Below are 20,425 nucleotides of genomic sequence, written 5' to 3' on the forward strand. Positions count from 1 at the left end.
CCGAGGTCGGGAGTGGCCGCTGACGGTCTTCCGGCCCGCGCAGCCGCTCCCGACCTCGGTTGCGAACGCCTCGACCCGCACAACGAAGGCTGAGAGGGTCGATCCTCGCGAGAATCGCCGGATCGGGCCGATGAGCCTTGCTTGCGCGGGTCCGTCACCGGCCTCCTGCCGGGTGGACCGCGCAGAACCTCGGCCGGGAGCGCGGCCCGGCCAGCATGCCGCCCGACGGCCACTCCTGGCCGAGGTTCCGACCGCGGAAGCGGTGCAAGCGGGGTCAGCTGACGCGGATGAGGGTGCGCTGCCAGCCGGAGGAGCCGTCGGGGGCGATGGGGGCGCGCTCCTCGATCTGGAGCTCGCCGTTGGCGTCCGTCGCTCGGACGGCGACGTAGTGCGAGCCGGACTCGGCCTGCCAGTCGACGTACCACTGCACCCAGGTGTCGGTGTTGACCGGGGTCGAGAGGGTGGCGGGCTGCCAGTCGCCGTTGTCGATGCTGACCTCGACCTTGTCGATGCCGACGGTCTGGGCCCACGCCATGCCGGCGATCTTGGTCGGGCCGGCGGGGATGGCCGCGTCGATCCGGGGTGTCGATGCGGGCCGACATCTTGATCGGCGCCTCGGCGGAGTAGCCGCGCGGCGTCCAGTAGGCCTCGTCCGCGGCGAAGGTGGTCACCTTCAGCTCGGTCAGCCACTTGGTCGCCGAGACGTAGCCGTAGAGGCCGGGCACGACCATCCGCACCGGGAAGCCGTGCTCCAGGGGCAGAGGCTCGCCGTTCATCGCGACAGCGAGGATCGCGTCGAGACCGTCGTCGGTGAGGGCACCGAGCGGTGTGCTCGCGGTGTAGCCGTCGACGCTCCGGGACAGCACCATGTCGGCGCCGGACTGCACGCCCGCACGGGCGAGCACGTCGCGGATCGGGACTCCGAGCCACTTCGCGTTGCCGACCAGGTTGCCGCCGACCTCGTTCGAGACGCAGGTCAGAGTCACACCGTACTCGTCCAGGCCCATGTCGAGGAGGTCCTGGAAGCTCATCACGACCTCCTCGTCGACCATGCCGGTGATGGTCAGGGTCCAGGTCGACGGATCGATGCTGGGCACGGTCAGTGCGGTGTCGACGCGGTAGAAGTCGGCGTTGGGCGTGTAGAGCGGCGAGAGGCCGTCGATGTCGAGCTCGGCGCCGGCGGGCACGGTGAGAGTGGTGCGCGGACTGGGCAGGCGCAGGGCCTCCCGGACGCCGGCGATGGTGGAGGTGGCGGCGCTGACGACGCGGGCTCCGGCGCCCACGACCACGGCGCCGACGGCGGCGATCAGCGAGACGCGGAGGAAGCCGCGGCGCTCGAGGCCGGCGGAGTGCGCCGGGACCCGGCCCTGCGCCTCCGCGGCGCGGGCCGAGCGCCAGCGGCGCAGACGCGAGGTGAGCAGGTGCAGCACGACGATCGCGACGACGAGGCCGACGACGGTCGGCACGGCCGAGAGCGGAGTCGCTCCGGCGCGGGTGACGATGGCGGCGATCGAGAGGACGCCGGCGAGCACGAGGATCAGCTGGCCGAGCGGCGGGCGGATCAGCTGCAGCACTCCGGCGAGCGCCGAGGCGACGAGGACCGCCACTCCGATCCCGGCGAGCAGGAAGATCTTGTCGTTCTCGCCGAACGTCGTGATCGCGAACTCCTTGAGGGGCCGCGGCACGATGTCGACGACGAAGGAGCCGAGCGCGAGGACGGGGCTGGCCGTCCGGGCGACGGCGAGGGCGACCAGCTCGGCGACCGCGAGGAGGACACCGGCGGTGACGACTCCTGCGAGGGCGGCGAGAAGGAGGAATCGCCTCTGGCGCACGGGTCCCGCTGTCTCGTTCATAGGTGCAGTTTTCGCCCCTGACCTGCCCGTTCGCCGGGTACCCCTGGTTTGGTCACCCGGACCCCGATCCTGTAACGGTTCGGTAACGCTTCACCCGCATCCGCCGGGGATCAGCACCAGTCGAGCGACGCGCCCGCCAGCACCTGATCGGACGCACCCGTCTCGACGTCGATCAGCACCGAGCGGTCGACCACGGTCGATCCGGCGGGGGCGGTGAGCGCCGTCAGGTACTGGCCGTTCGGCGACAGGCAGGTCGCGACGAGGGTCGCGCCCTCGGCCGGGCGGAAGAGCTCGCGCTCGGCGTAGCCGTCGAAGAGGACCACGGCGCTCGACACGTCGAAGGCGCCTCCGGAGCGGTCCGTGACGGTCCGCAGGTAGGAGGAGCCGTCGAGCAGCCGCTCCTCGCTCGACGCCGCACCGTCCGCCCGGGCAGGCAGATCGAGCGGAGCCGTGCGGCCGGTGCGCAGATCCACCACCGCTCCCCGCCGGGGTCCGACACCACCAGATCGGACGTGCCGGGCACGAACCCGCGCAACTCCGCGTGCTCGCCGAGGACGGTCGGCGCCTCCGCGCCGGCGTCCACGCGCAGGGCACGCCGTCCTCCGTGAGCGCCGCGAGCGACGTCGATCCGGGCTCGAAGGCCCACTGCGCGATGGTGAGCGGGGCGCCGTCCTCCCCGGCGACGACGGCGGGCTCCGCCTGGGGGTCCGAGACGTCGAGCGTCCGCAGCACCGGTCCGTCGGCCGTCTCGACGGTGTAGCCGATGCGGGGTGCGGAGGAGGAGCCGCGGATCTCGATCGGCACCGAGGGGATCGGGACGGTGCGCCGGGCGCCGGTGACCACGTCGACCGTCTCGAGGAGCACCGTGCCGCCCTCCTCCACCACCGCGGCCAGCACCGTGCCGCTCACGGCGTAGGCCGACACGGAGCTCGACTCGACGAGCACCCGCTCCTCGCCGCCGTCGAGCGGCCGGCCCGTGATGCGATCCGGCCCGTCGGCCGAGGTCTCGAGCGCGAGGATCTCGGGCTCGGCCGTCGTGAACCGCGTCACGAGATCCGACGTCGTTCCGGTGCGGGAGCGGACGTCGGCGATCGACACCGTGTACTCGGTGCCGTAGCGCAGCAGCTCGGTGAAGGCGATGGTGATCTCGGAGCCCACCACCGTCACCTCGGACCCGGCCGCCGGCTCGATCGAGACGCGCTCGGCCACCGAGCCGTCCACCGGCCGGTCGAGCCGCAGGCGCAGCCGCGCCCCGTCGCGCTCGACCACGCCGACGGGGCTCACCTGGACGCTCGTCACCTGCGGTCCCTGGCGCGTGGTCGCCACCGTCAGCGAGGCCACGAGGAGCAGCAGCACCCCCACCGCCGAGCGCAGCACGAGCCGGTAGCGGCGCATCGGCCGGTCCATCGGAGGGGCGCCGTCGGTCGGACGGGGCTCAGTAGACATAGGGCATCGCCGGTTCCGCGATCGGGTGAGGACATCGGGATCCAGCACGATCGACTCGGCGCTGGTCGCGCTCGGGTTGGTCGCGAACCCGCCGGAGACCTCGAGCCAGGAGTCGACCTCGTACTCCTGCTGCCAGCCCGGCCGGTGCACGGGCACGCCCACCGGCTGCGCGTCGACGGCGCAGCAGGTGACCACGAACCTCGCGACGTAGAACACGTTCTCGGGGTCGTCCTCGTCGGGAGTCACGAAGCCGCTCACCGTGGCCGAGCGGCCCGCGAAGAACTGCTCCGGCTCGCCCTGCGCCAGCAGCGCCGCCCAGTCCTTCACCGAGTAGTCGGCGTACTCGCCGGTCGGCTCGGACGCCTCGATCGCGCCGGTGTTCATCTGCCGGGAGCTCGCCGTGGCGGTGGTCAGCGTCGCCGGCGGCAGCACGAGCAGGGCCACGAGGGCGCCGAGAACGACCGCCGAGCCGCCGACCGCGACGAGGGCGGAGCGGCCCCGGCGGGAGCGGCCGGGCGCCTCGCCCGCTCCGTCGTGCCCGTCGTGCCCGTCGTGCCCGTCGTGCCCGTCGTGCCCCTGCCCGCCCGGCCGCACGACCGCCGTGGCCACCACCACCAGCACCGCCGCGATCACCGCGAGCACGGTCGTGAAGACGAAGTACCGCGGATGGATGTAGAGCCCGAGCCGGCCGGTCGCCGCCAGCCACAGGGTCGCCGCGAGCGCGATCAGACTGAGGACCACGCCCTGCCAGCGCTGCACGAGGCCGGCGAACGCGTCCACGCGCCCGCCCTCACGCGGCAAGGTTCACCGCCAAGCCGAGTGCCGCGGCGCAGAGCGCCACGAGTGCGGTGAGCAGCACCAGCGCCCCCGCTGTGAACGTCGTGCGCAGCAGCGCCAGCATCTTGATGTCGATCATGGGCCCGAAGACGAGGAACGCCACGATCGCGCCGGGCAGGAACGTGCCGCCGAAGGAGAGCACGAAGAACGCGTCGACGTTCGAGCAGACCGAGATGACGAACGCGAGCACCATCAGGGCCAGCACCGACCAGAGCGGATCCGCGCCCAGCGTCGTGAGCAGGTCGCGCGAGACGCCGACCTGGATCAGCCCCGCGATCGCGGCTCCGACGAACAGCGCGGGGAGCATCGCGCTCGTCTCGTCCGCCAGCGTCGAGAGCCCCGGCGCACCCGGGTCGCTCCCGAGCCGCGCGCCGCGTCGCCCGCGGCGCAGACCGCGCGGAAGACGGGGGTGAGCAGCTCGGTCGGCCGCGGGTGCAGGCTGAGCAGCCACCCGACGAGGTTGGCGATCACGAAGCCGCCGACCACCCGCGAGACGAGGATCCCGTCGGCCCAGCCGAAGGCCTGGTACGTCGTCACGACGGTGATCGGGTTCAGGATCGGCGCGGCGAGCAGGAAGGTCACCGACTCCGACACGCTCAGCCCCTTCGCGACCAGGCCGCGCGCGAGCGGCAGTTGCCGCACTCGCACACCGGCAGCAGCACGCCCAGGAGCGAGATCACGATCCTCCGCGGCAGAGCCCGCCGGGGCAGGACCCGCAGCAGGACGCGCTCGGGGACCCAGAGCTGCACCGCGATCGACAGCAGGATGCCGAGGAAGACGAACGGCAGCGACTCGATCACGATGCTGATCGACAGCGTCGCGAAGTCGCGCGCCGTGTCGGCGAGCGCCGCCTCGGGCGGGGCGACGACGCGCAGCACGAGGAACGCGGTCAGGAGGCCCGCGCCGACGAGCATCCGGGGCGGCCGGGCCCTGGTCCCCGCCCCCGGCGGCGGCGCGGTCAGAACGGTCATCGGCTCCTCCTCGGGACGACGGGCGGGACGGACGGCGGCCGCCGGAGGTGCTCCCCGACGGCCGCCGTTGTTCAGTGCTGTGCGCTCAGCAGGTGCGCGCGGTGTACGGCGCCGGTGTCGACGTGGTCACGGGCGACCCGTTGACCGTGCCGGTCGCGGTGACCGTCGCGGTGCCGGCGGGGATCGACGCGGCGCGGGTCGTGAACGAGTGCGTCACCGTCTTCCCCGGAGCGACTCCCGTGAACGCCTTCGACCCGAAGGACGAGGCGATGGTCAGACCCGTCGCGACCGTCGAGTCGTTGCGCGCCGTCACGGTCAGCACGACCTTGCCCGAGATGCAGCGCGACGACGTGCTCACCGTGGTCTTCAGCGCCGGGGCGCTCTCCCTCACGATGGCCAGCCGGTACGTCGCCGTGGTGGTGTGGTCCTGGGCGGCGGAGGTGATCACGACGTTCGTGGTCCCCGTCGCGGCCAGGCGCACCGTGCGCAGCTCGGTGTCGTCGATCAGCACGCCGTCCACGCGGACCAGTCCGCTCGCGACGGCCGGGTCGAGGTCGAGCGAGACGCTCGTCGTCGAGGCCGGCACCGTCAGCGTGTAGTCGCGCACACCGGTCGCCAGCGCCGGAGCGAGGGTCCCGACGTCCGACGTCATCTTCGCGAGCTCGGCGTTCGTGCCGAACGAGGTCGACTCGGTCGTGTAGACGCCGAAGACGCCGCCGACGTTGCTCGTCGTGTTGATGCCCTGGAAGCGCACGGTCACGACCGGCACCTTCTGGCCCTTCGCGTCGAGCACGTAGTTGCCGGCGAGGTCGCGCTTGTAGCCGTCCCGCGCGGCGATCCCGTCGAGGACCGCCTTGGGGATCTCGTCGTACTGGATGTACCAGTTCGTCGATCCGGCCGCGCCCGAGACCACCTCGGTCTTGAGCTTCACGCCGTTGAGGAGGACGTCGAAGGTGCGCCCCGCGTCGCCGCCGTAGTAGCGGACACCGAGGTAGTTCTTCGGCAGCGTCGGGTCGACGATCATGTCGTACTGGAACCACGCCTCGGGCGAGCGCTCGCCGTCACGGTAACCCTCTCCCCGCCAGGTCCCGACGCTCGAGCGGTTGTACTTGTAGTTCTTGTCGGCCTCGCTGTTGTTGTTGTCGAACGAGGTGAGCGAGTCGATCGTCGTCTCGTCGGTGCGCAGCTGCTGCTTCTCCTTGAGGATCAGCGCCTGCGCCTCCGGGAAGTCGGGGGCGATCAGCGTGAGGTACGTCGCGTACCGGGCGTCGTAGAGGCTGTAGTACGGCTCGAAGACGCGGGCCGCGGAGGCGGCGTCGACGTTCTTCATGCCGAACCGCATGGTCTCCATGCCGTTGTTGTTCACGGCGTCGGGCAGGCGCACCAGGTTGTCCCGGATGCCGGCCTTCCAGGCGTTCGCGTCGGCGACGGTCACGCTGGCGTTGACCGACTTGTCGGCGACGCCCATCTGCACGAGCACGCCCGCGGGGTAGGAGGCCTCGACGTTGTTCCGGTTCAGCTCGGTCGCGAGCAGCACGGGCCCGTACTTGAAGGCCGCGAAGTTCGCGTTCTCGGTCTCGGCCGAGACGGTCACCTTCGCCGGGAGCTTCCAGGTGAGGGTGTCGCCGGCGGCGACGGGGACGACGACGTAGCCGCCCTCGGTGATCGAGGCGATGCTGCGCGGTGCTCCGTTCACGGTGAGGGTGGGTGCTCCGTCGACCCACGACGGGATGCGCAGGCGCACGGTCGTGCCCTCGGCGACGGCGCCGCCGTCGAGGCCCGCGATCGAGTACGTCGCGGTGTCGGTGTCGGGGATGTCGGCCGTCTGCGTGAGCTTCAGGTTCGACGCCTGCGAGCTGAGGACGGAGGAGCGGAAGAGGTTCACGTAGACCGTGCGCTCGCCCTCGAAGTAGATCGAGTCGCCGAGCTTGGTGAAGCTCTCGATGCCCGATCCGTGGTCGCACCAGAACTCGTCCTGCTCCTTGCCGAAGACCTTGGCGTAGCCGGCGGTCTGGGGCTGGAAGTAGGTGACCATGCCGGTCTCGGGGTTCTGCGAGGCGAGGATGCCGTTGATGTACGCGTCCTCGTAGAAGTCGGCGTACTTGACGTCCTTCGTCACCTGGAACAGCGCCCGGGAGAGCTTGAGCATGTTGTAGATGTTGCAGCCCTCGGACGTCGAGTTCTCGCCGTATCCGGAGGTGCGGCCGCTCGTCGCGTACTGGTACAGCGTGCCCGGGGCGTGGAAGTGCTCGGACTCGCTGTTGCCGCCGTTGGCGTAGGTGTGCGTCTCGTCGACCATGCGGAAGAAGTTCTCCGCGGCTCGGCGGTACATGCCGAGGTCGGCCTTCTCGGCGTCGGTCAGCGTGGCGTACAGCGCCGGGTCGTCGGTGAACACCGTGTAGCGCTTGAGCGCGCCGATCAGCTTGGGGATCGTCGTGTTCGCGTGGAGTCCGTTGAGCACGTCCTCGTTGTTCGCGAGGCGCTCGAACAGGGCCTTCTCGTCGAAGTACTCGGCCGCGCGCTTGTGCTCGGACTTTCCGGTGAGCTCGAAGAGCTTGTAGAGCGCCTCGTTCATCCCGCCGTACTCGGTGCGCAGGAGCAGCGTCGGGTCGGCCTGGCGGCCGCCCCAGTTGCGGATCCAGGTGCCGAAGCCGTCGGCGACCGTGAGGGCCTTGGCCGACACGTCGCGGGGCGCGTACTTCTGGGCGTCGAGGAGGCCCGCGAGCACCTTGTGCAGGTTGTAGAACGGCACGAGCAGTCCGTCGGCGCCCGACGGGAGGTACGACACGGGGAACGGCGAGACGTAGCCCGCGTTGGTCGGGTCCTTGAGGGCGTAGGCGTCCTGGACCTTCTTGAGGCCGTCCACCGAGGCGGTCAGCTTGGCGAGCAGGGACGCCTTCGTGGTCGGGTCCTCGGCGGTCGAGTAGGCCTGCGAGAGCGCCGAGACGTAGTGGCCGAAGAAGTGGCCCTGGAAGCGGACGTTGCTGTCGCGCTCCCATCCGCCGTATCCGGACGTCGTCGTGGGGGCGAGGCCGGCCTCGCGGTAGAAGGAGTAGAGGAAGCGCTCGGGGTCGAGGCTGAGCAGGTACTCGACGGTCTGCTTCTCGCCGTTCTCGAGGTAGGGGTCCTCGACGTCGACGTCGGAGAGACCGGCCTCGAGCAGGTAGATCGAGCTCTCGAGGCCCTCGGGGAGGACCTGGACCGTGAAGGTCTTCGTCACCGGCACGCTGCCACCGTAGCTCGCCGAGCCGGTGAGGGTCACGGAGGAGGGTGGAGCCGGTGGGAGGAGTGACGACCGCGTTGCCGCCGTCGATCGCGATCCGCGCGGGGTCCGAGGAGGTCCACGAGAACGTGGAGCCCTTGGCCCCGGTGGTCGGAACCGGGAAGTCGAGGACGGTGCTGGAGGGCAGCGCGACCGCGTCGAGGTCGCTCTTCGCGACCGCGGCGGCGTCGAAGGAGGGGTTCCCCGCCTTGGTGAGCGTCACGACGTCGGTCGTCGTGGCGACTCCGTTGTAGAGGACGTACTCGTCGAGCAGGCCGCGCAGGTGCGCGCCGTTGTACTGCGGGCCGTTGAAGCCGATGGTCTTGGTCGACGTGCCCTCGGAGCCGAGGACGCCGGTCGCGGAGGTGGAGGGCGCGGTCTTGACCGCGCTGGGCTGCTTGACGCCGTTGCGGTAGAAGGCGACCTGCTTGGTGGCCTTGTCGTAGGTGGCGACGACGTGGGTCCAGGTGTTGGTCGGGAAGAAGGAGGCGCGCGGGGACTCGACGGCGACCTTGTAGGGCTGCCCGCTCGAGGGGCCGATCGAGAGCGCGAGCGGAGTGCCGTCGCCCTCGGAGGTGAGGTACCAGCCGTCGGAGTTGTAGGCCGTCTTGTTCCAGGTGAAGACCTGCTCGCCGGTCATCGCGACGCTCGGGTTGTACCAGAACGAGACCGTGAGGTCGGCGGGCTGGAGGGCGGCCGAGGTGCCCAGGCTCACGGCGTTGGAGCCGTCGAAGGCGAAGGCCTGCCCGGAGAGGCCGGGGGCGTAGCCCGCGGTGCCCTTCTGCATGCCCGTGGGGGTGCTGCGGCCGCTCGTGTCGGTCAGGCTGCCGTCGAAGGGCAGCTCGAGCACCTTCTTCGCGTCGAGCGAGGTGCTCGGAGCGGCGTTCGCGGGCGCTCCGACCGACAGGAGTCCTGCGGTGAGCGCCATCACCGCCGCGACTGCGATCGGTGTCCGTCGTCTGGTCGTCATTCGTGGTGCCTCTCGTCGTTGAGATCGTCGTCCGGGCCCCGGGGGAGGCGTCGCGGACGGGGATGAGCCGAATGTTACCGTTAACAATTACTTTTCGGTGAGGTTTCGGCGGACGGGCTGAGGGGGCTCGAACAATGCGCGGCGGGGCGGGCGGATCTCGATACGCCCGCTGCGCGGGCTACTCGATCAGCAGAGGCCACCCCCTGCTGGTCGAGTAGCCCCGCAGGGGCGTATCGAGACCCGCCGGACCCGCCGCGTCAGGCCACGCGCTTCTCCAGCGCCGCCCGGAGAGTACGGCGCCGTGCGGCTGCCGTCGGCTCGGGCGATCTCCTCGGGCGCGCCCGTCGCGACGATCGTCCCGCCGGCCCGCCCCGCTCCGGGGCCGAGGTCGATCACGTGGTCGGCGTCGGCGACGATGCGCATGTCGTGCTCCACGACGATCACGGTGTTGCCCGCATCGACGAGGCGCTGCAGGTGCTCCATCAGCCGGTCCGCGTCGGCTGGGTGCAGTCCCGACGTCGGCTCGTCGAGCAGGTAGAGCGTGTCGCCCCGCTGGGCGCGGCGCAGCTCCGAGGCGAGCTTCACCCGCTGCGCCTCGCCGCCCGAGAGCTCCGGGGCCGGCTGGCCCAGCGAGACGTAGCCGAGTCCGACATCGATGAGCGCGTCGAGGTGCCGGGCGACCTCGGTCTCCCCCGCGAACGCCTCCCGGGCCGCCGTGACGCTCAGGGCGAGCACATCGGCGATGCTCCGCCCGTCGAGCGTCACCTCGAGCGTCTCGGGGTTGTAGCGCGTGCCGCCGCAGGTGGTGCACGGCGCCTGCACGGTGGGCAGGAACAGCAGCTCCACCTCCATCACGCCCTCGCCCTTGCAGACCGGGCAGCGGCCGCTGGGCAGGTTGAACGAGAAGCGGCTCGCGCCGAAGCGGCGGCGCTTCGCCTCCGGAGTGGCCGCGAACAGCGCGCGCACCCGGTCGAACAGCCCGGTGTAGGTCGCGACGTTGGAGCGGGAGGTGCGGCCGATCGGGGCCTGCCCGACCTGCACGACGCGACGGAGGCGCTCCGCGGGCCCGGACGCCGCCCCCTGCGTCACCTCGGCGGCCCGGTCGAGCAGCGGATCCTCTCCCGAGCGCTCCTCCGACTCGGCCGGCGGGTCCCCGGCGAGGTCGGAACGCAGGCTCGCGCGCAGCAGATCCGGCAGTGCCTGGTTCACCAGGGTCGACTTGCCCGAGCCGGAGACGCCGGTCACGGCCGTGAGGGCGCCGACCGGGAACGAGACCGCGAGGTCGCGCAGGTTGTTGCGGGTGACTCCGACCAGGTCGATCGACAGCTCGGACGCCCGGCGCTCGCGCAGCGGAGGGACGGCCCCCGGGAACAGGTAGCGGCGCGTGAGGGAGTCGGACGCGTCGCGGAGCCCGTCGAGCGGACCGGAGTAGACGACGCAGCCGCCACCGGTCCCCGCGGCGGGGCCGATGTCGACGATCCAGTCGGCCTCGCGGATCACGTCGAGCGAGTGCTCGACGAAGAAGACCGTGTTGCCGGTGGCGCGGAGCGTGCGGAGGATGCCGAGCAGCGCCTCCGTGTCGGCGGGGTGCAGGCCGGCCGAGGGCTCGTCGAGGACGAACACGACGCCGAACAGGCGCGAGAGCACCTGGGTGGCCAGGCGCATCCGCTGCAGCTCGCCCGAGGACAGGGTCGGCGTCGACCGGTCGAGCGAGAGGTAGCCGAGGCCGAGGTCGATGATCGGCGACATGCGGGCGAGGAGGTCGGCGACGAGACGCTGCGCCGCGAGCCGGGTCTCGGGGGCGAGGACGCGCGCGCCGGTGGGCGTCCAGCCGGGCTCGAGCACGCGCTGGAGGAGGACCTGCAGGTCCTCGAGCGGCAGGGCGGCGAGCTCGGTGATGTCGCGGTCCTCGAAGGTGACGGCGAGCGCCTCGGGCTTCAGCTTGCGGCCGTGGCAGGTGCCGCACGCGACGCTGACGAGGAACTCGGCCGCGCGCTCGCGCATCCGGGCGCTCTTGGAGCCGGCGAAGGTGTCGAGGACGTAGCGCCGCACCCCCAGGAACGTGCTCATGTACCGCGGTTCGACTCCGGCGGCGACGGCGGCGCGCACCTCGGCCGGCCCGCGATCGGTGAAGACGGGGACCTGCGGCGACTCGTCGGTGTGCAGGATCCAGTCGCGGTCCTCCGGAGCGAGCGTGCGCCACGGCACGTCGATGTCGTAGCCGAGCGAGATGAGGCTGTCGCGCAGCTGCTTGCCGTGCCAGGCGGTGGGCCAGGCGGTGAGGGCGCCGTCGCGGATGGTGAGGGAGTCGTCGGGCACCATCAGCTCGTCGGGCACGTCGTAGACCCGGCCGATGCCGTGGCAGGTCGGGCAGGCTCCCTGGACGGTGTTGGCCGAGAAGTCCTCCGCGAGGAGCATCGGCGCCCCCTCCGGATACGTGCCGACGCGCGAGAAGACCATGCGCACGACGCTCGAGAGCGTGGTGGCGCTGCCGAGCGTGGAGCGGGCCGATCCGCCGGTGCGGCGCTGCGGGAGGGCGACGGCGGGCGGGAGTCCGTCGATCGAGTCGACGTCGGGAACGCCGACCTGGTCGATCAGCCGCCTGGCGTAGGGGGCGACCGACTCGAAGTAGCGGCGCTGGGCCTCGGCGTAGAGGGTGCCGAACGCGAGCGAGCTCTTCCCCGATCCCGAGACGCCGGTGAAGGCGACGAGGGCGTCGCGCGGGAGGTCGACGTCGACGCTCTGCAGGTTGTTCTCGCGGGCGCCGCGCACGCGCACCCGGTCGAGGGCGGAGGGGGACGTCGTTCCGGGGGCGGGCATCCGCTCAGCATTCCACCCCCCGATGGGCGCCCGCCGAGCGAGGCGGCGGGGTGCGGGGATCTCGATACGGCCGCGAGCGGCCTACTCGATCAGCACGACGGCCCGAGTCCGGCCTGCAGCCGGAGTCCGTCGAGCAGCAGGTCGAGCCCGGAGCGGAAGACGTCGAGGTCGTCGTGCGTGGCCATCTCGTCCGCGACCTGATGCGCGAACGGGAACTCCTCGGGATCGAGCGCACGCCAGCGGTCGGCGAACTGCGCCAGGAACTCCAGTCGGCCCAGTCCGCTCTCGAGGAACTCCTTCGGCGGCGGCTGCGCGAGGTCGATCGCGACACCCACGACGTAGCTCACGATCGACGACGCCGCGTGGAAGCGCTGCCGGGGCGTCAGGTCCAGCCGCATCAGCTGCTGGCCGATCCGCTCATGCATCGCCATCGAATTGGGCTGCAGCCCGTTGTTGCGGAGCATGAACTGGCCGAACCACGGCCTGCGGACGAACTCGTCGAAGAGCGCGAGGGCCAGGGCGCGCAGGTTCGCCACGGGGTCGGGGCCGTGGGTGAGCGGCTCGCCGTCCTCGAGGACCCGGCCCATCACCTCCTCGGTCGCCAGGTCGAGCAGCTCGTCGCGGCTCGCCACGTACCAGTAGATGCTCGCGACTCCTCCGCCGAGCCGCGCCGCCAGCGCCCGGAAGGTCAGCGCCGGCTCCCCCGATTCGTCGAGGATCGCGATCGCCTCGGCGAGCACCGTGTCGAGCGAGTGGGACGCCCGCTGGCGACCCCGCGCACGGGCGGGAGCCGCACCGGTGCGCGCGGTCTTCTCGGATCGATCTGCAGGCATGTGTTGCATGTTATCGAACGTCGTTCTATGTTATCGAACGTCGTCCGATACTCGTACGGCGTTCGATTGGAAGGTCCCCATGAGCACCCTCGCCGTCACGCCCACCAAGCCCCCCGTCTACACCTCGTTGCGCGCCGCAGCGCTCCCCCTGGCCGCGCTCTGCCTGGCCTTCTTCGTCGAGATGGTCGACAACACGCTGCTCTCCATCGCCCTGCCCACGATCGGCCGGTCGCTCGACAGCGGCACGGCCGGGCTGCAATGGGTGACGGGCGCCTACTCCCTCACCTTCGGCGGCCTGCTGCTGATCGCCGGCTCGGCCGCCGACCGGTTCGGCCGCCGCCGGGTGCTGCTGAGCGGCCTCGCGGCCTTCGGCCTGATCAGCCTCGCCGTCGTCCTCGTCGCCGACATCGGCCAGCTCATCGCCCTGCGGGCGCTGCTCGGCGGCGCCGCGGCAGCCATGGCCCCGGTCACGATGTCGCTGATCTTCCGCCTCTTCGAGGACGCGACGCTGCGCATGCGCGCGATCACGATCGTGATGATCGTCGGCATGTCCGGATTCGTGCTGGGCCCGATCCTGGGCGGCTCGGTCCTCAGCCACCTCAGCTGGCAGTGGCTCCTGATCGTCAACGCGCCGATCGCCCTCCTCGCCTGGATCGGCGTCCGCGTCGGCGTGCAGGCCGACCGGCGCGCGGATCTCACCTCCGAGCGGCTCGACCTCCCCGGCGCCGCCCTGACCGTCGCGGCCATCGGGCTCGGCTGCTACACCCTCACCAGTGGCGTCCAGGACGGCTGGCTCTCGCTCGCCACCCTCGCCTGCGCCCTCGGCACGGTCGCCGCGATCGTCGGCTTCATCGTCCGGGAGCGGCGCGCGGCCTCGCCGATGATCGACCTCGCGCTCTTCCGGACCGGACCGGTCCGAGGCGCGGCGCTCACCCAGCTCGCGGCCTCGATCGCCTTCGCGAGCGTTTTGTTCGGCCTGATCCTGCACTTCCAGTACGCGTACGGCTGGAGCCCGATGCAGGCCGGCATCGCGAACCTGCCGATCATCGTCACCATGATCGCCGCGACGCCGATCGCCGAGCGGCTCGCCTCGCACCTCGGCCACCGCCTCGCCTGCCTCGTCGGCACTGTCCTGCTCGTCGGCTCGCTCCTCGGCACGGCCTGGGCGGTGGACCACGGCTACCTCGCGATCGCCGCGATGATGATCCTCCTGACGATCGGCCTGCGGACGATTATGACCATCTGCGCGGTCGCCCTCATCGAGGCGATGGACGAGAACCGCACCTCGATCGGCGCCGCCCTCAACGACACCTCCCAGGAGGTCGGCACCAGCATCGGCACGGCCGTCGTCGGCACCCTCATCGCCGCGCTGGTCACGAAGACGCTCCCGTCGGGCGCCTGGAGCTCCGACCTCGTCCAGACCTTCTTCGCCGGCGAGCGGATCGCCTACGTGGCCGTCGCCGTCCTCGTCGGCCTGATCGCGACGATCGGCTCGCTCTCGCTCACCGACTCGCGAGTCACGGAGGAGCCCGCGCCGTCCGAGACCGACCGCACCGCGGAAGTGACCCCGGCGGGCGGCAGCGTGTCCGGATCCGCCGTTGACTCCCGCAGGTCGAGCAGGCGCGCAGCGGCGTATCGGGACCCGCGGACACCGGAAGTACAGCGGACGTCGATCTCGATACGGCCGCTCCGCGGCCTACTCGATCAGCAGGGAGCGAGCGGCCGACTCGATCAGCAGGGAGCGAGCGGACTGCTCGATCAGCAGAGAGCGAGCGGACTGCTCGATCAGCAGAGAGCGAGCGGACTGCTCGATCAGCAGAGAGCGAGCGGACTGCTCGATCAGCAGCTCCCTGCTGGTCGAGTAGCCGTGCAACGGCGTATCGAGACCCGCATCCACCAGAAGTACAGCGGACGCGGATCTCGATACGGCCGCTCCGCGGCCTACTCGATCAGCAGAGAGCGAGCGGACTGCTCGATCAGCAGGCAGCGCTCAGCAGCGGCGGGCCGCGTAGGGCGCGTCGAGGACGGTGGAGGAGCCTCCGACGGTCACGGTCGCGCTCAGCGAGCCCGCCGCGACCGACGCCGCACGGGTGGTGAACGCGTGGGTCGCGCTCGCTCCGGGAGCCGCGGTCAGCACCGGCGACGTGCCCCAGGCCGAGCGCAGCACGACGCTCGCGGGCGCGGGTCCCGTGTTCTTCACCACTCCGCTCACCACGACCTTGCCGCCGATGCAGCGCGTCGAGGCGGTGAGCGTCGCCGACACGGCCGGCGCCTGCACGACGACCGTCGCCGTGACGCGCACCGCGGTCGAGCTCGACAGCACCTTGCCGGTCGCGTTCCACGCCGTCGATCCGCCGGCGCCCACCCACTGGTTCTCGTTCGCACCGATCGTGCGGACGACTCCGGTCACGGGGTAGCGACCCGGGGTCGACGTGCGCACCGAGGACGTGTCCCAGGTGATCGGCTGCGACGCCGTGCCGCGGCCGTAGGCGAGGACCACGTCGGTCCGGGCGGGCAGCGCGGCGGCGACCGCGTCGGCGGCAGCCTCGGAGGCGACGCTCACGTCGCCCAGATCGGCGCGCACGGCCGACGCCGCATCCGCTTTCCGCACCTCGTCGTACTGCCCCGCGGTCAGCGACACGATGCCGCCGTGCTTGGTCGACGGGGCCATCGAGAAGCCGGGATCCGTGAGCTGGGTCCAGCCCGCATCGAGGTCCGTGGTGACCATCGGCCGGTAGCCGGTCGAGGGGATCACGTCGACGTAGAGGTACCAGCGGTCCTCGTCGTGGTCCTTGAACACCGCGGGCCCTTCGACTCCGCCCGCGTTGCCGCCGGTCCAGACCGCTCCGATCCGGTCCTGGATCGGGGTCCAGGACGCGCTCGGGAGCCACCACTGGGAGGCGGTCGTCGACTCCATGTAGATGCCGCGGCCCGTGCCGTTGTCCTTCGAGATGCGGTACGTCGTGCCGCCGTCCTGGATCAGCGTGGTGTCGATGACGTCGGCTCCGGTGTCGACGAAGGTGCCGCCGTAGGAGTAGGTCTCCTGGGTGAAGTCGGTCGTCGAGCCCCAGAGGATCCGCGACTTCCCCGTACCCGGAGTGTGCGCGGCCGTCGGGTACACCGTCGAGGACCAGTAGAGGACGAACGAGCCGTTGCCCTGCCCGTCGAAGTCGTCGACCCAGGTCGCCTCGGGCGCCCACATCATGCCGGCCTCGAGGGCCCGCTGCCCAGCGTCGTCGAGCGACACGTCGAACCGGCGCAGGTCGCTCCACGACACGAGGTCCGTGGACTCCCAGACGTTCATCGTCACGCTGCCCTGGGTGGTCCAGTAGCACCAGGAGGTGCAGGAGCCGGTGCCGCTGTCGCCGCCGAAGACCCGGAGGTCAGTGGCGATGATGTAGTACTTCTTCGTCTCGGGGTTGTAGGTGAGGTACGGGTCGCGGACGCCGGTCGTGCCGAGGTCGGAGGCGAGGATCGGCTTGCCGCCGTTCAGCGGGTCCCACTTCTCGGGGTCGTCGCCGCGCGAGGCGTCGAGGTAGATCTTCTCGGCGTAGCCCTGCGCGTCCTCGAGGAAGTGGACCATCAGGTAGCCGTAGGGGGTGTCGACGCCGACCTGGGGGGCGACGGTGACGGCGACCTGACGGGTGGCGGCGACTCCGCGGATGCTCGCCGTCGCGGTCAGCGTCGTGGTGCGCGCCTGCTGGCCGGCCGCCGGTCGGTCGGCGCTCAGGGTGCGGCCGTCGGCGGCGATCCGCAGGGCGGGGTCGCTGGAGCTCCAGGTCACCGCTCCCCCGTAGTCGGGCAGGTTCGTGGTCGAGTCGTCGACGGTCAGCGGAGCGACTCCGTCGAGCACCGCGGCGGCGAGCGGTGCGAAGGTGCTCGCGTGCAGCTGCGCGTCGGCGGTCGAGACCGAGGCGACCTCGGCTCCGGTGAGCGCCCGGTCGTAGACGCGGAACGTCGACACCTCGCCCTTGTAGAAGGGGTCGGGGTAAGGCGCGCGGCCGATCGTGTTGAGCGACTGGTCCGTCACCGAGGACGGACGCAGCGCGGTCAGGGCCGAGGCCACCCGCTCGCCGTCGACGAAGAAGGAGATCGTGCCGGCGCCGCCGTCGATCACCGAGGTGAGGCTGTACCAGCGGTCGGCGGCGATGCCCGAGGCGCCGCGCGCGTTGTTCTCGGCCCCGCCTCCGTTCGTCGTGATCGCCGTGCGGACGCGGTCGCGGACCGACGCGAACCAGTACTGGCTCGTGCTGTCGCTGCCGATGTTCCAGAGGAAGTGGAAGGTCGAGAGCATCGACGCGTCGGCGCGGGTCTCGACCGTGACGGTCGCCGAGGAGCGGCCGGTCAGCAGGTCGTCGGGCAGCTCGACCCAGGGCGCGGCGCTCGTCTTGGCGCCGCCGGGCAGACGGAGCGACGTGCCGGTCCACAGGGAGTCGGTCCCGTTCACGACGCGCGCGGGCCCCACGGCCGAGGCCGCCGTGTTGGGCACGCTCGCGCCCGTCGCCTGGGTGAAGCGGTACTCCGCGAGCAGTCCCGACTGCGGGATCTGCGAGGGCTCCGCGGCGGCGGCCGGGGGGACGACGAGGCCCGAGAGCAGCACCGCCCCCAGGCCGAGCGTCGCGAGGGCGGCGCGCAGCGGTGCGCGCCTGGTGGTGGTGGGCATGGTGTGCTCCTTCGCACGAGGGGGATCTCGAGACGGCCGCTGCGCGGCCTGCTCGATCAGCAGGGAGAGCCGCTGGTCGAGTAGCCGCGGAGCGGCGTATCGAGACCCACGTAGTCCAGAGGACGGTGATCTCGATACGGCCGCTGCGCGGCCTACTCGATCAGCAGAGGGAGAGGAGGCGGTTCCCTCCCCGCTGGTCGAGTAGCCGCCGCAGGCGGCGTATCGAGACCCACGTAGTCCAGAGGACGGGGATCTCGATACGGCCGCTGCGCGCCTGCTCGATCAGCAGAGGGAGAGCGGCGCGGCCTAGCCGCAGGTCAGCGCCGGGTACCCGGACTGCACCGTCGCCGTGCGCCCGGAGTCGTCGATCCCGGCCGCCGTGACCGTGGTCGAGCCGGCCGGCAGAGCCGCCTGGCGCGTCGTGAAGCTCGCCGTCGCGGTCTTCCCGCCGCCCAGCGCCGACAGGGTCTTCGTCCCGGACGCCGAGGCGACAGTGACGTCCGCGGGCAGGTCGTCGGAGTTGCGGACCGTGGTGGTCAGCACCGCCTTGCTCGAGATGCACCGCGCCGTGGTGGTCGCCGTGACCGTGAGCGCCGTCGTCGACTCCGGAGCGCCGACCGAGAGGCGGTAGCGCTGGCAATCGTTGTTCAGCACGTCCCACTGGCCGATCAACGTCCCGTCCTGCGCCGAGCAGTTGAACAGGTCGAGCGCCTTGCCGCTGTGCACGGCGCGCAGCTCGACGGTGCCGTCGTTCGCCGGACGCAGGCGCCAGGCGCTCCCGGTGACGCCGCACGCGCCCTGCGTGACGGTCGCGCCGTTCGCGGTGGAGCCTCCGGTGACCGCGAGGCACTTGCCCGCGGCGGTGACCGGGTGCATCTCGACGTCGCCCGCGCCGGTCGGCGTGAACGTGACGCGCTGGCAGGCGGCGCCGGTCCACTCCCGCTGCTGCAGGGCCGCACCGTCGGCGGTCGAGCAGTTCGGCAGGTCGAACGTCTTGCCGGTGGCGAGCGAGCTCACGGCGACCGCTCCGGAGGGTCGCAGCGACCACTCCTGCGCGGCCGCACCCGACGCGGTCGCCTGCCGCACCGAGGTGCCCGACGCCTCGAGCAGTCGGCCGCTCGTGCGCGAGGTCAGCGTCGAGTACCCGCCAGTCCCCGGGTTCACGCTCCACTGCTGGCAGCCGGTCGCGAGCCACGAGGACTGCTGCATCGCGGCGCCCGAGGTGGTCGAGCAGCCGACCGCCCCGAGGGCCTTGCCGCTGCTGGCGTTCACGATGCGCACGAAGCCGTCGCCCGTGCTGTCGAGCTTCCAGTTCGCCCGCGGGGTCGAGCAGGAGCCCTGCACGACGGCGGCTCCGTCGCCGCTCGCGGTCGGCGAGACGGTCGCGCACTGGCCGGTGCTGCGGCTGACGAGCTGCCACGGGGCACCCTCGACGCGGGCCGTGATCGGCGCGTTCTCGCCGCTCGGGACGGGGATCTGCGCGCTGGTGCCGAGCGGAGTCCCGAAGTCGGGCTCGCCCTCGGCGGTCCAGTCGACGATGTGCGCGCGGGCCGAGCGCTGGCGGCTGCAGCCGTCGTTCGGGCCGGGGTTCGCGTGGTACAGGTTCCAGGTCTCGGTGCCGTCGGGCGAGTCGAAGAAGTCGTTGTGCCCGGTGCCGAACTCGCCGTTGGCCTTCGAGAAGACCGGCCCGTCGCTCTTGGTCCAGGAGGAGGCGAGCACGGGGTCGCCGGTGCCGTCGTACTCGAGGGTGCCGAGCTGGTAGTCCTCGGTGCCGCAGAAGCTGGCCGAGTAGACGATCCAGGTGCGGCCGTCCTTCTGCAGCGGGATCGGACCCTCATTCACGGGGATCCCGATCGTCTCCCACGGCTCGACGGGCTGCGAGAGCACGTTCAGCGGGCCGGTCGCGGTCCACGGGTCGGACATCTTCGCGATGAAGTTGCTCTGCAGCCGGTTCGGCTCGGGCGTGAAGGCCGACCAGGTGATGTAGAGCTCGCCGTTCAGCTCGAGGTACGCACCGTCGATGTTCCAGTCGTCGGTCGGGATCGGGCGGCCCTTGTAGGTGTAGGGGCCCATGGGGTCGTCGCCGGCGCTCTCGATGACCTGCAGGTGCTGGCGATCGAAGTTCCCGGCGGTGCCCATCGTGTACATGAGGTACCAGCGGGGCCCGTTCGGCCCGTTCAGGCGCTGCAGCTCCGGAGCCCACATGTTGGCGTTCCGGCCGGGGTCGGTGTCGGTGTAGACGGTGACCGGAGTGGTCGTGCCCAGGCCCGCGAGCGTGGGCGACTTGCGCATCACGACGCGGTTGTCCCACGTCGTGGCGACCATGTAGTAGTTGCCGTCGTGGAACTCGATCGTCGGGTCGGCGGTGTCCGGCTCGATCGGATTGGTGAAGGTCGGCTCGCCGATCGCGGCGGCCGGCGAGGCGGCGAGCAGCGGCAGTGCCACGACGCTCGCGAGCAGGATCAGGAGCCCGGCGGTCAGACGCCGGCGGACGGACGTCAGCACGCGGCCACCTCCCGCGGACAGGTGCTCGGGCGGAACGGGGCAGCGCTCATGGGTGACTCCATCGTCGAGAAGGCGCGATCACGACGGCCCGATCGGAGGGCCGCGGCTCGCTGAGGCGGATCGTCAGGGGCCTCCGGCTGGCGGGATCGACGTCGTCGTCGACGCGTCTCCCGGTGCGGAGTCCCGGCGTTGTTCACGGTAACAGCGGTGCGCGCGGCGGGTCAATGGGGGTGGGGAGAGCACGCGAACGGCCCGCGACACCTGG

At 71.5% G+C, this 20,425-nt stretch carries 9 protein-coding genes and 4 pseudogenes; 2 read left to right on the forward strand and 11 right to left on the reverse strand.

Annotated elements, in window-relative coordinates; translation table 11 throughout:
- Nucleotides 1-274: 274 nt before the first annotated feature.
- The 5 genes and pseudogenes from AC0CII_RS12385 to AC0CII_RS12405 all read right to left on the reverse strand — a co-directional run bounded on the left by AC0CII_RS12385 (nt 275) and on the right by AC0CII_RS12405 (nt 8,369).
- Nucleotides 275-1,853: pseudogene (locus AC0CII_RS12385) on the reverse strand (molybdopterin-dependent oxidoreductase).
- 90 nt (nt 1,854-1,943) lie between these two features.
- Nucleotides 1,944-4,079 carry a TIGR03943 family putative permease subunit gene (locus AC0CII_RS12390; RefSeq protein WP_465229599.1) on the reverse strand — a complete coding sequence of 712 codons (2,136 nt, stop codon included), beginning with the start codon at nt 4,077-4,079 and terminating at the stop codon, nt 1,944-1,946.
- 10 nt (nt 4,080-4,089) lie between these two features.
- Complete coding sequence (locus AC0CII_RS12395; RefSeq protein ID WP_465229600.1) at nt 4,090-4,443, reverse strand: permease; 354 nt, start codon at nt 4,441-4,443, stop codon at nt 4,090-4,092.
- Nucleotides 4,401-5,107: pseudogene (locus tag AC0CII_RS12400) on the reverse strand (permease). The gene AC0CII_RS12395 and the pseudogene AC0CII_RS12400 overlap by 43 nt, the downstream one beginning before the upstream one ends.
- 85 nt (nt 5,108-5,192) lie before the next feature.
- Nucleotides 5,193-8,369, reverse strand: a complete 3,177-nt coding sequence (locus AC0CII_RS12405) for a beta-L-arabinofuranosidase domain-containing protein (RefSeq protein WP_465229601.1) — start codon at nt 8,367-8,369, stop codon at nt 5,193-5,195.
- A gap of 26 nt (nt 8,370-8,395) precedes the next feature.
- Here AC0CII_RS12405 and AC0CII_RS12410 point away from each other — a divergent pair, with 26 nt between their 5' ends.
- The gene (locus tag AC0CII_RS12410) at nt 8,396-8,623 is read left to right on the forward strand and encodes a hypothetical protein (protein WP_465229602.1); all 228 of its coding nucleotides are present in this window, start codon (nt 8,396-8,398) and stop codon (nt 8,621-8,623) included.
- A gap of 29 nt (nt 8,624-8,652) precedes the next feature.
- Here the strand turns inward: AC0CII_RS12410 and AC0CII_RS12415 are convergent.
- The 3 genes and pseudogenes from AC0CII_RS12415 to AC0CII_RS12425 form a co-directional block, all read right to left on the reverse strand.
- Nucleotides 8,653-9,339, reverse strand: a pseudogene (locus tag AC0CII_RS12415) (LamG domain-containing protein); the annotation flags it as partial.
- Nucleotides 9,340-9,525: 186 nt separating this feature from the next.
- Nucleotides 9,526-12,159 (reverse strand): excinuclease ABC subunit UvrA, encoded by a 2,634-nt coding sequence (locus AC0CII_RS12420; RefSeq protein ID WP_465229603.1) that lies wholly within the window; start codon nt 12,157-12,159, stop codon nt 9,526-9,528.
- 89 nt (nt 12,160-12,248) lie between these two features.
- A complete protein-coding gene (locus AC0CII_RS12425) occupies nt 12,249-13,001 on the reverse strand; it encodes a TetR/AcrR family transcriptional regulator (RefSeq protein ID WP_465229604.1) in 753 nt (250 codons plus the stop codon).
- A 172-nt stretch (nt 13,002-13,173) separates the two neighbouring features.
- Between AC0CII_RS12425 and AC0CII_RS12430 the strand changes: the two are divergent.
- A pseudogene (locus AC0CII_RS12430) lies at nt 13,174-14,502 on the forward strand (MFS transporter); the annotation flags it as partial.
- 186 nt (nt 14,503-14,688) lie between these two features.
- Here the strand turns inward: AC0CII_RS12430 and AC0CII_RS12435 are convergent.
- The 3 genes from AC0CII_RS12435 to AC0CII_RS12445 all read right to left on the reverse strand — a co-directional run bounded on the left by AC0CII_RS12435 (nt 14,689) and on the right by AC0CII_RS12445 (nt 20,160).
- On the reverse strand, nt 14,689-14,865 hold the full coding sequence (locus AC0CII_RS12435) for a hypothetical protein (protein WP_465229605.1): 177 nt from the start codon (nt 14,863-14,865) through the stop codon (nt 14,689-14,691).
- Between the two features lie 117 nt (nt 14,866-14,982).
- Nucleotides 14,983-17,655, reverse strand: coding sequence for a LamG-like jellyroll fold domain-containing protein (locus AC0CII_RS12440; RefSeq protein WP_465229606.1), 2,673 nt, complete (start codon nt 17,653-17,655; stop codon nt 14,983-14,985).
- Between the two features lie 306 nt (nt 17,656-17,961).
- Nucleotides 17,962-20,160: a family 43 glycosylhydrolase gene (locus tag AC0CII_RS12445; protein WP_465227535.1), complete on the reverse strand. Its 2,199-nt coding sequence runs from the start codon at nt 20,158-20,160 to the stop codon at nt 17,962-17,964.
- Between the last annotated feature and the right edge of the window lie 265 nt (nt 20,161-20,425).

This window comes from Rathayibacter sp. AC182 (genome assembly GCF_979253875.1).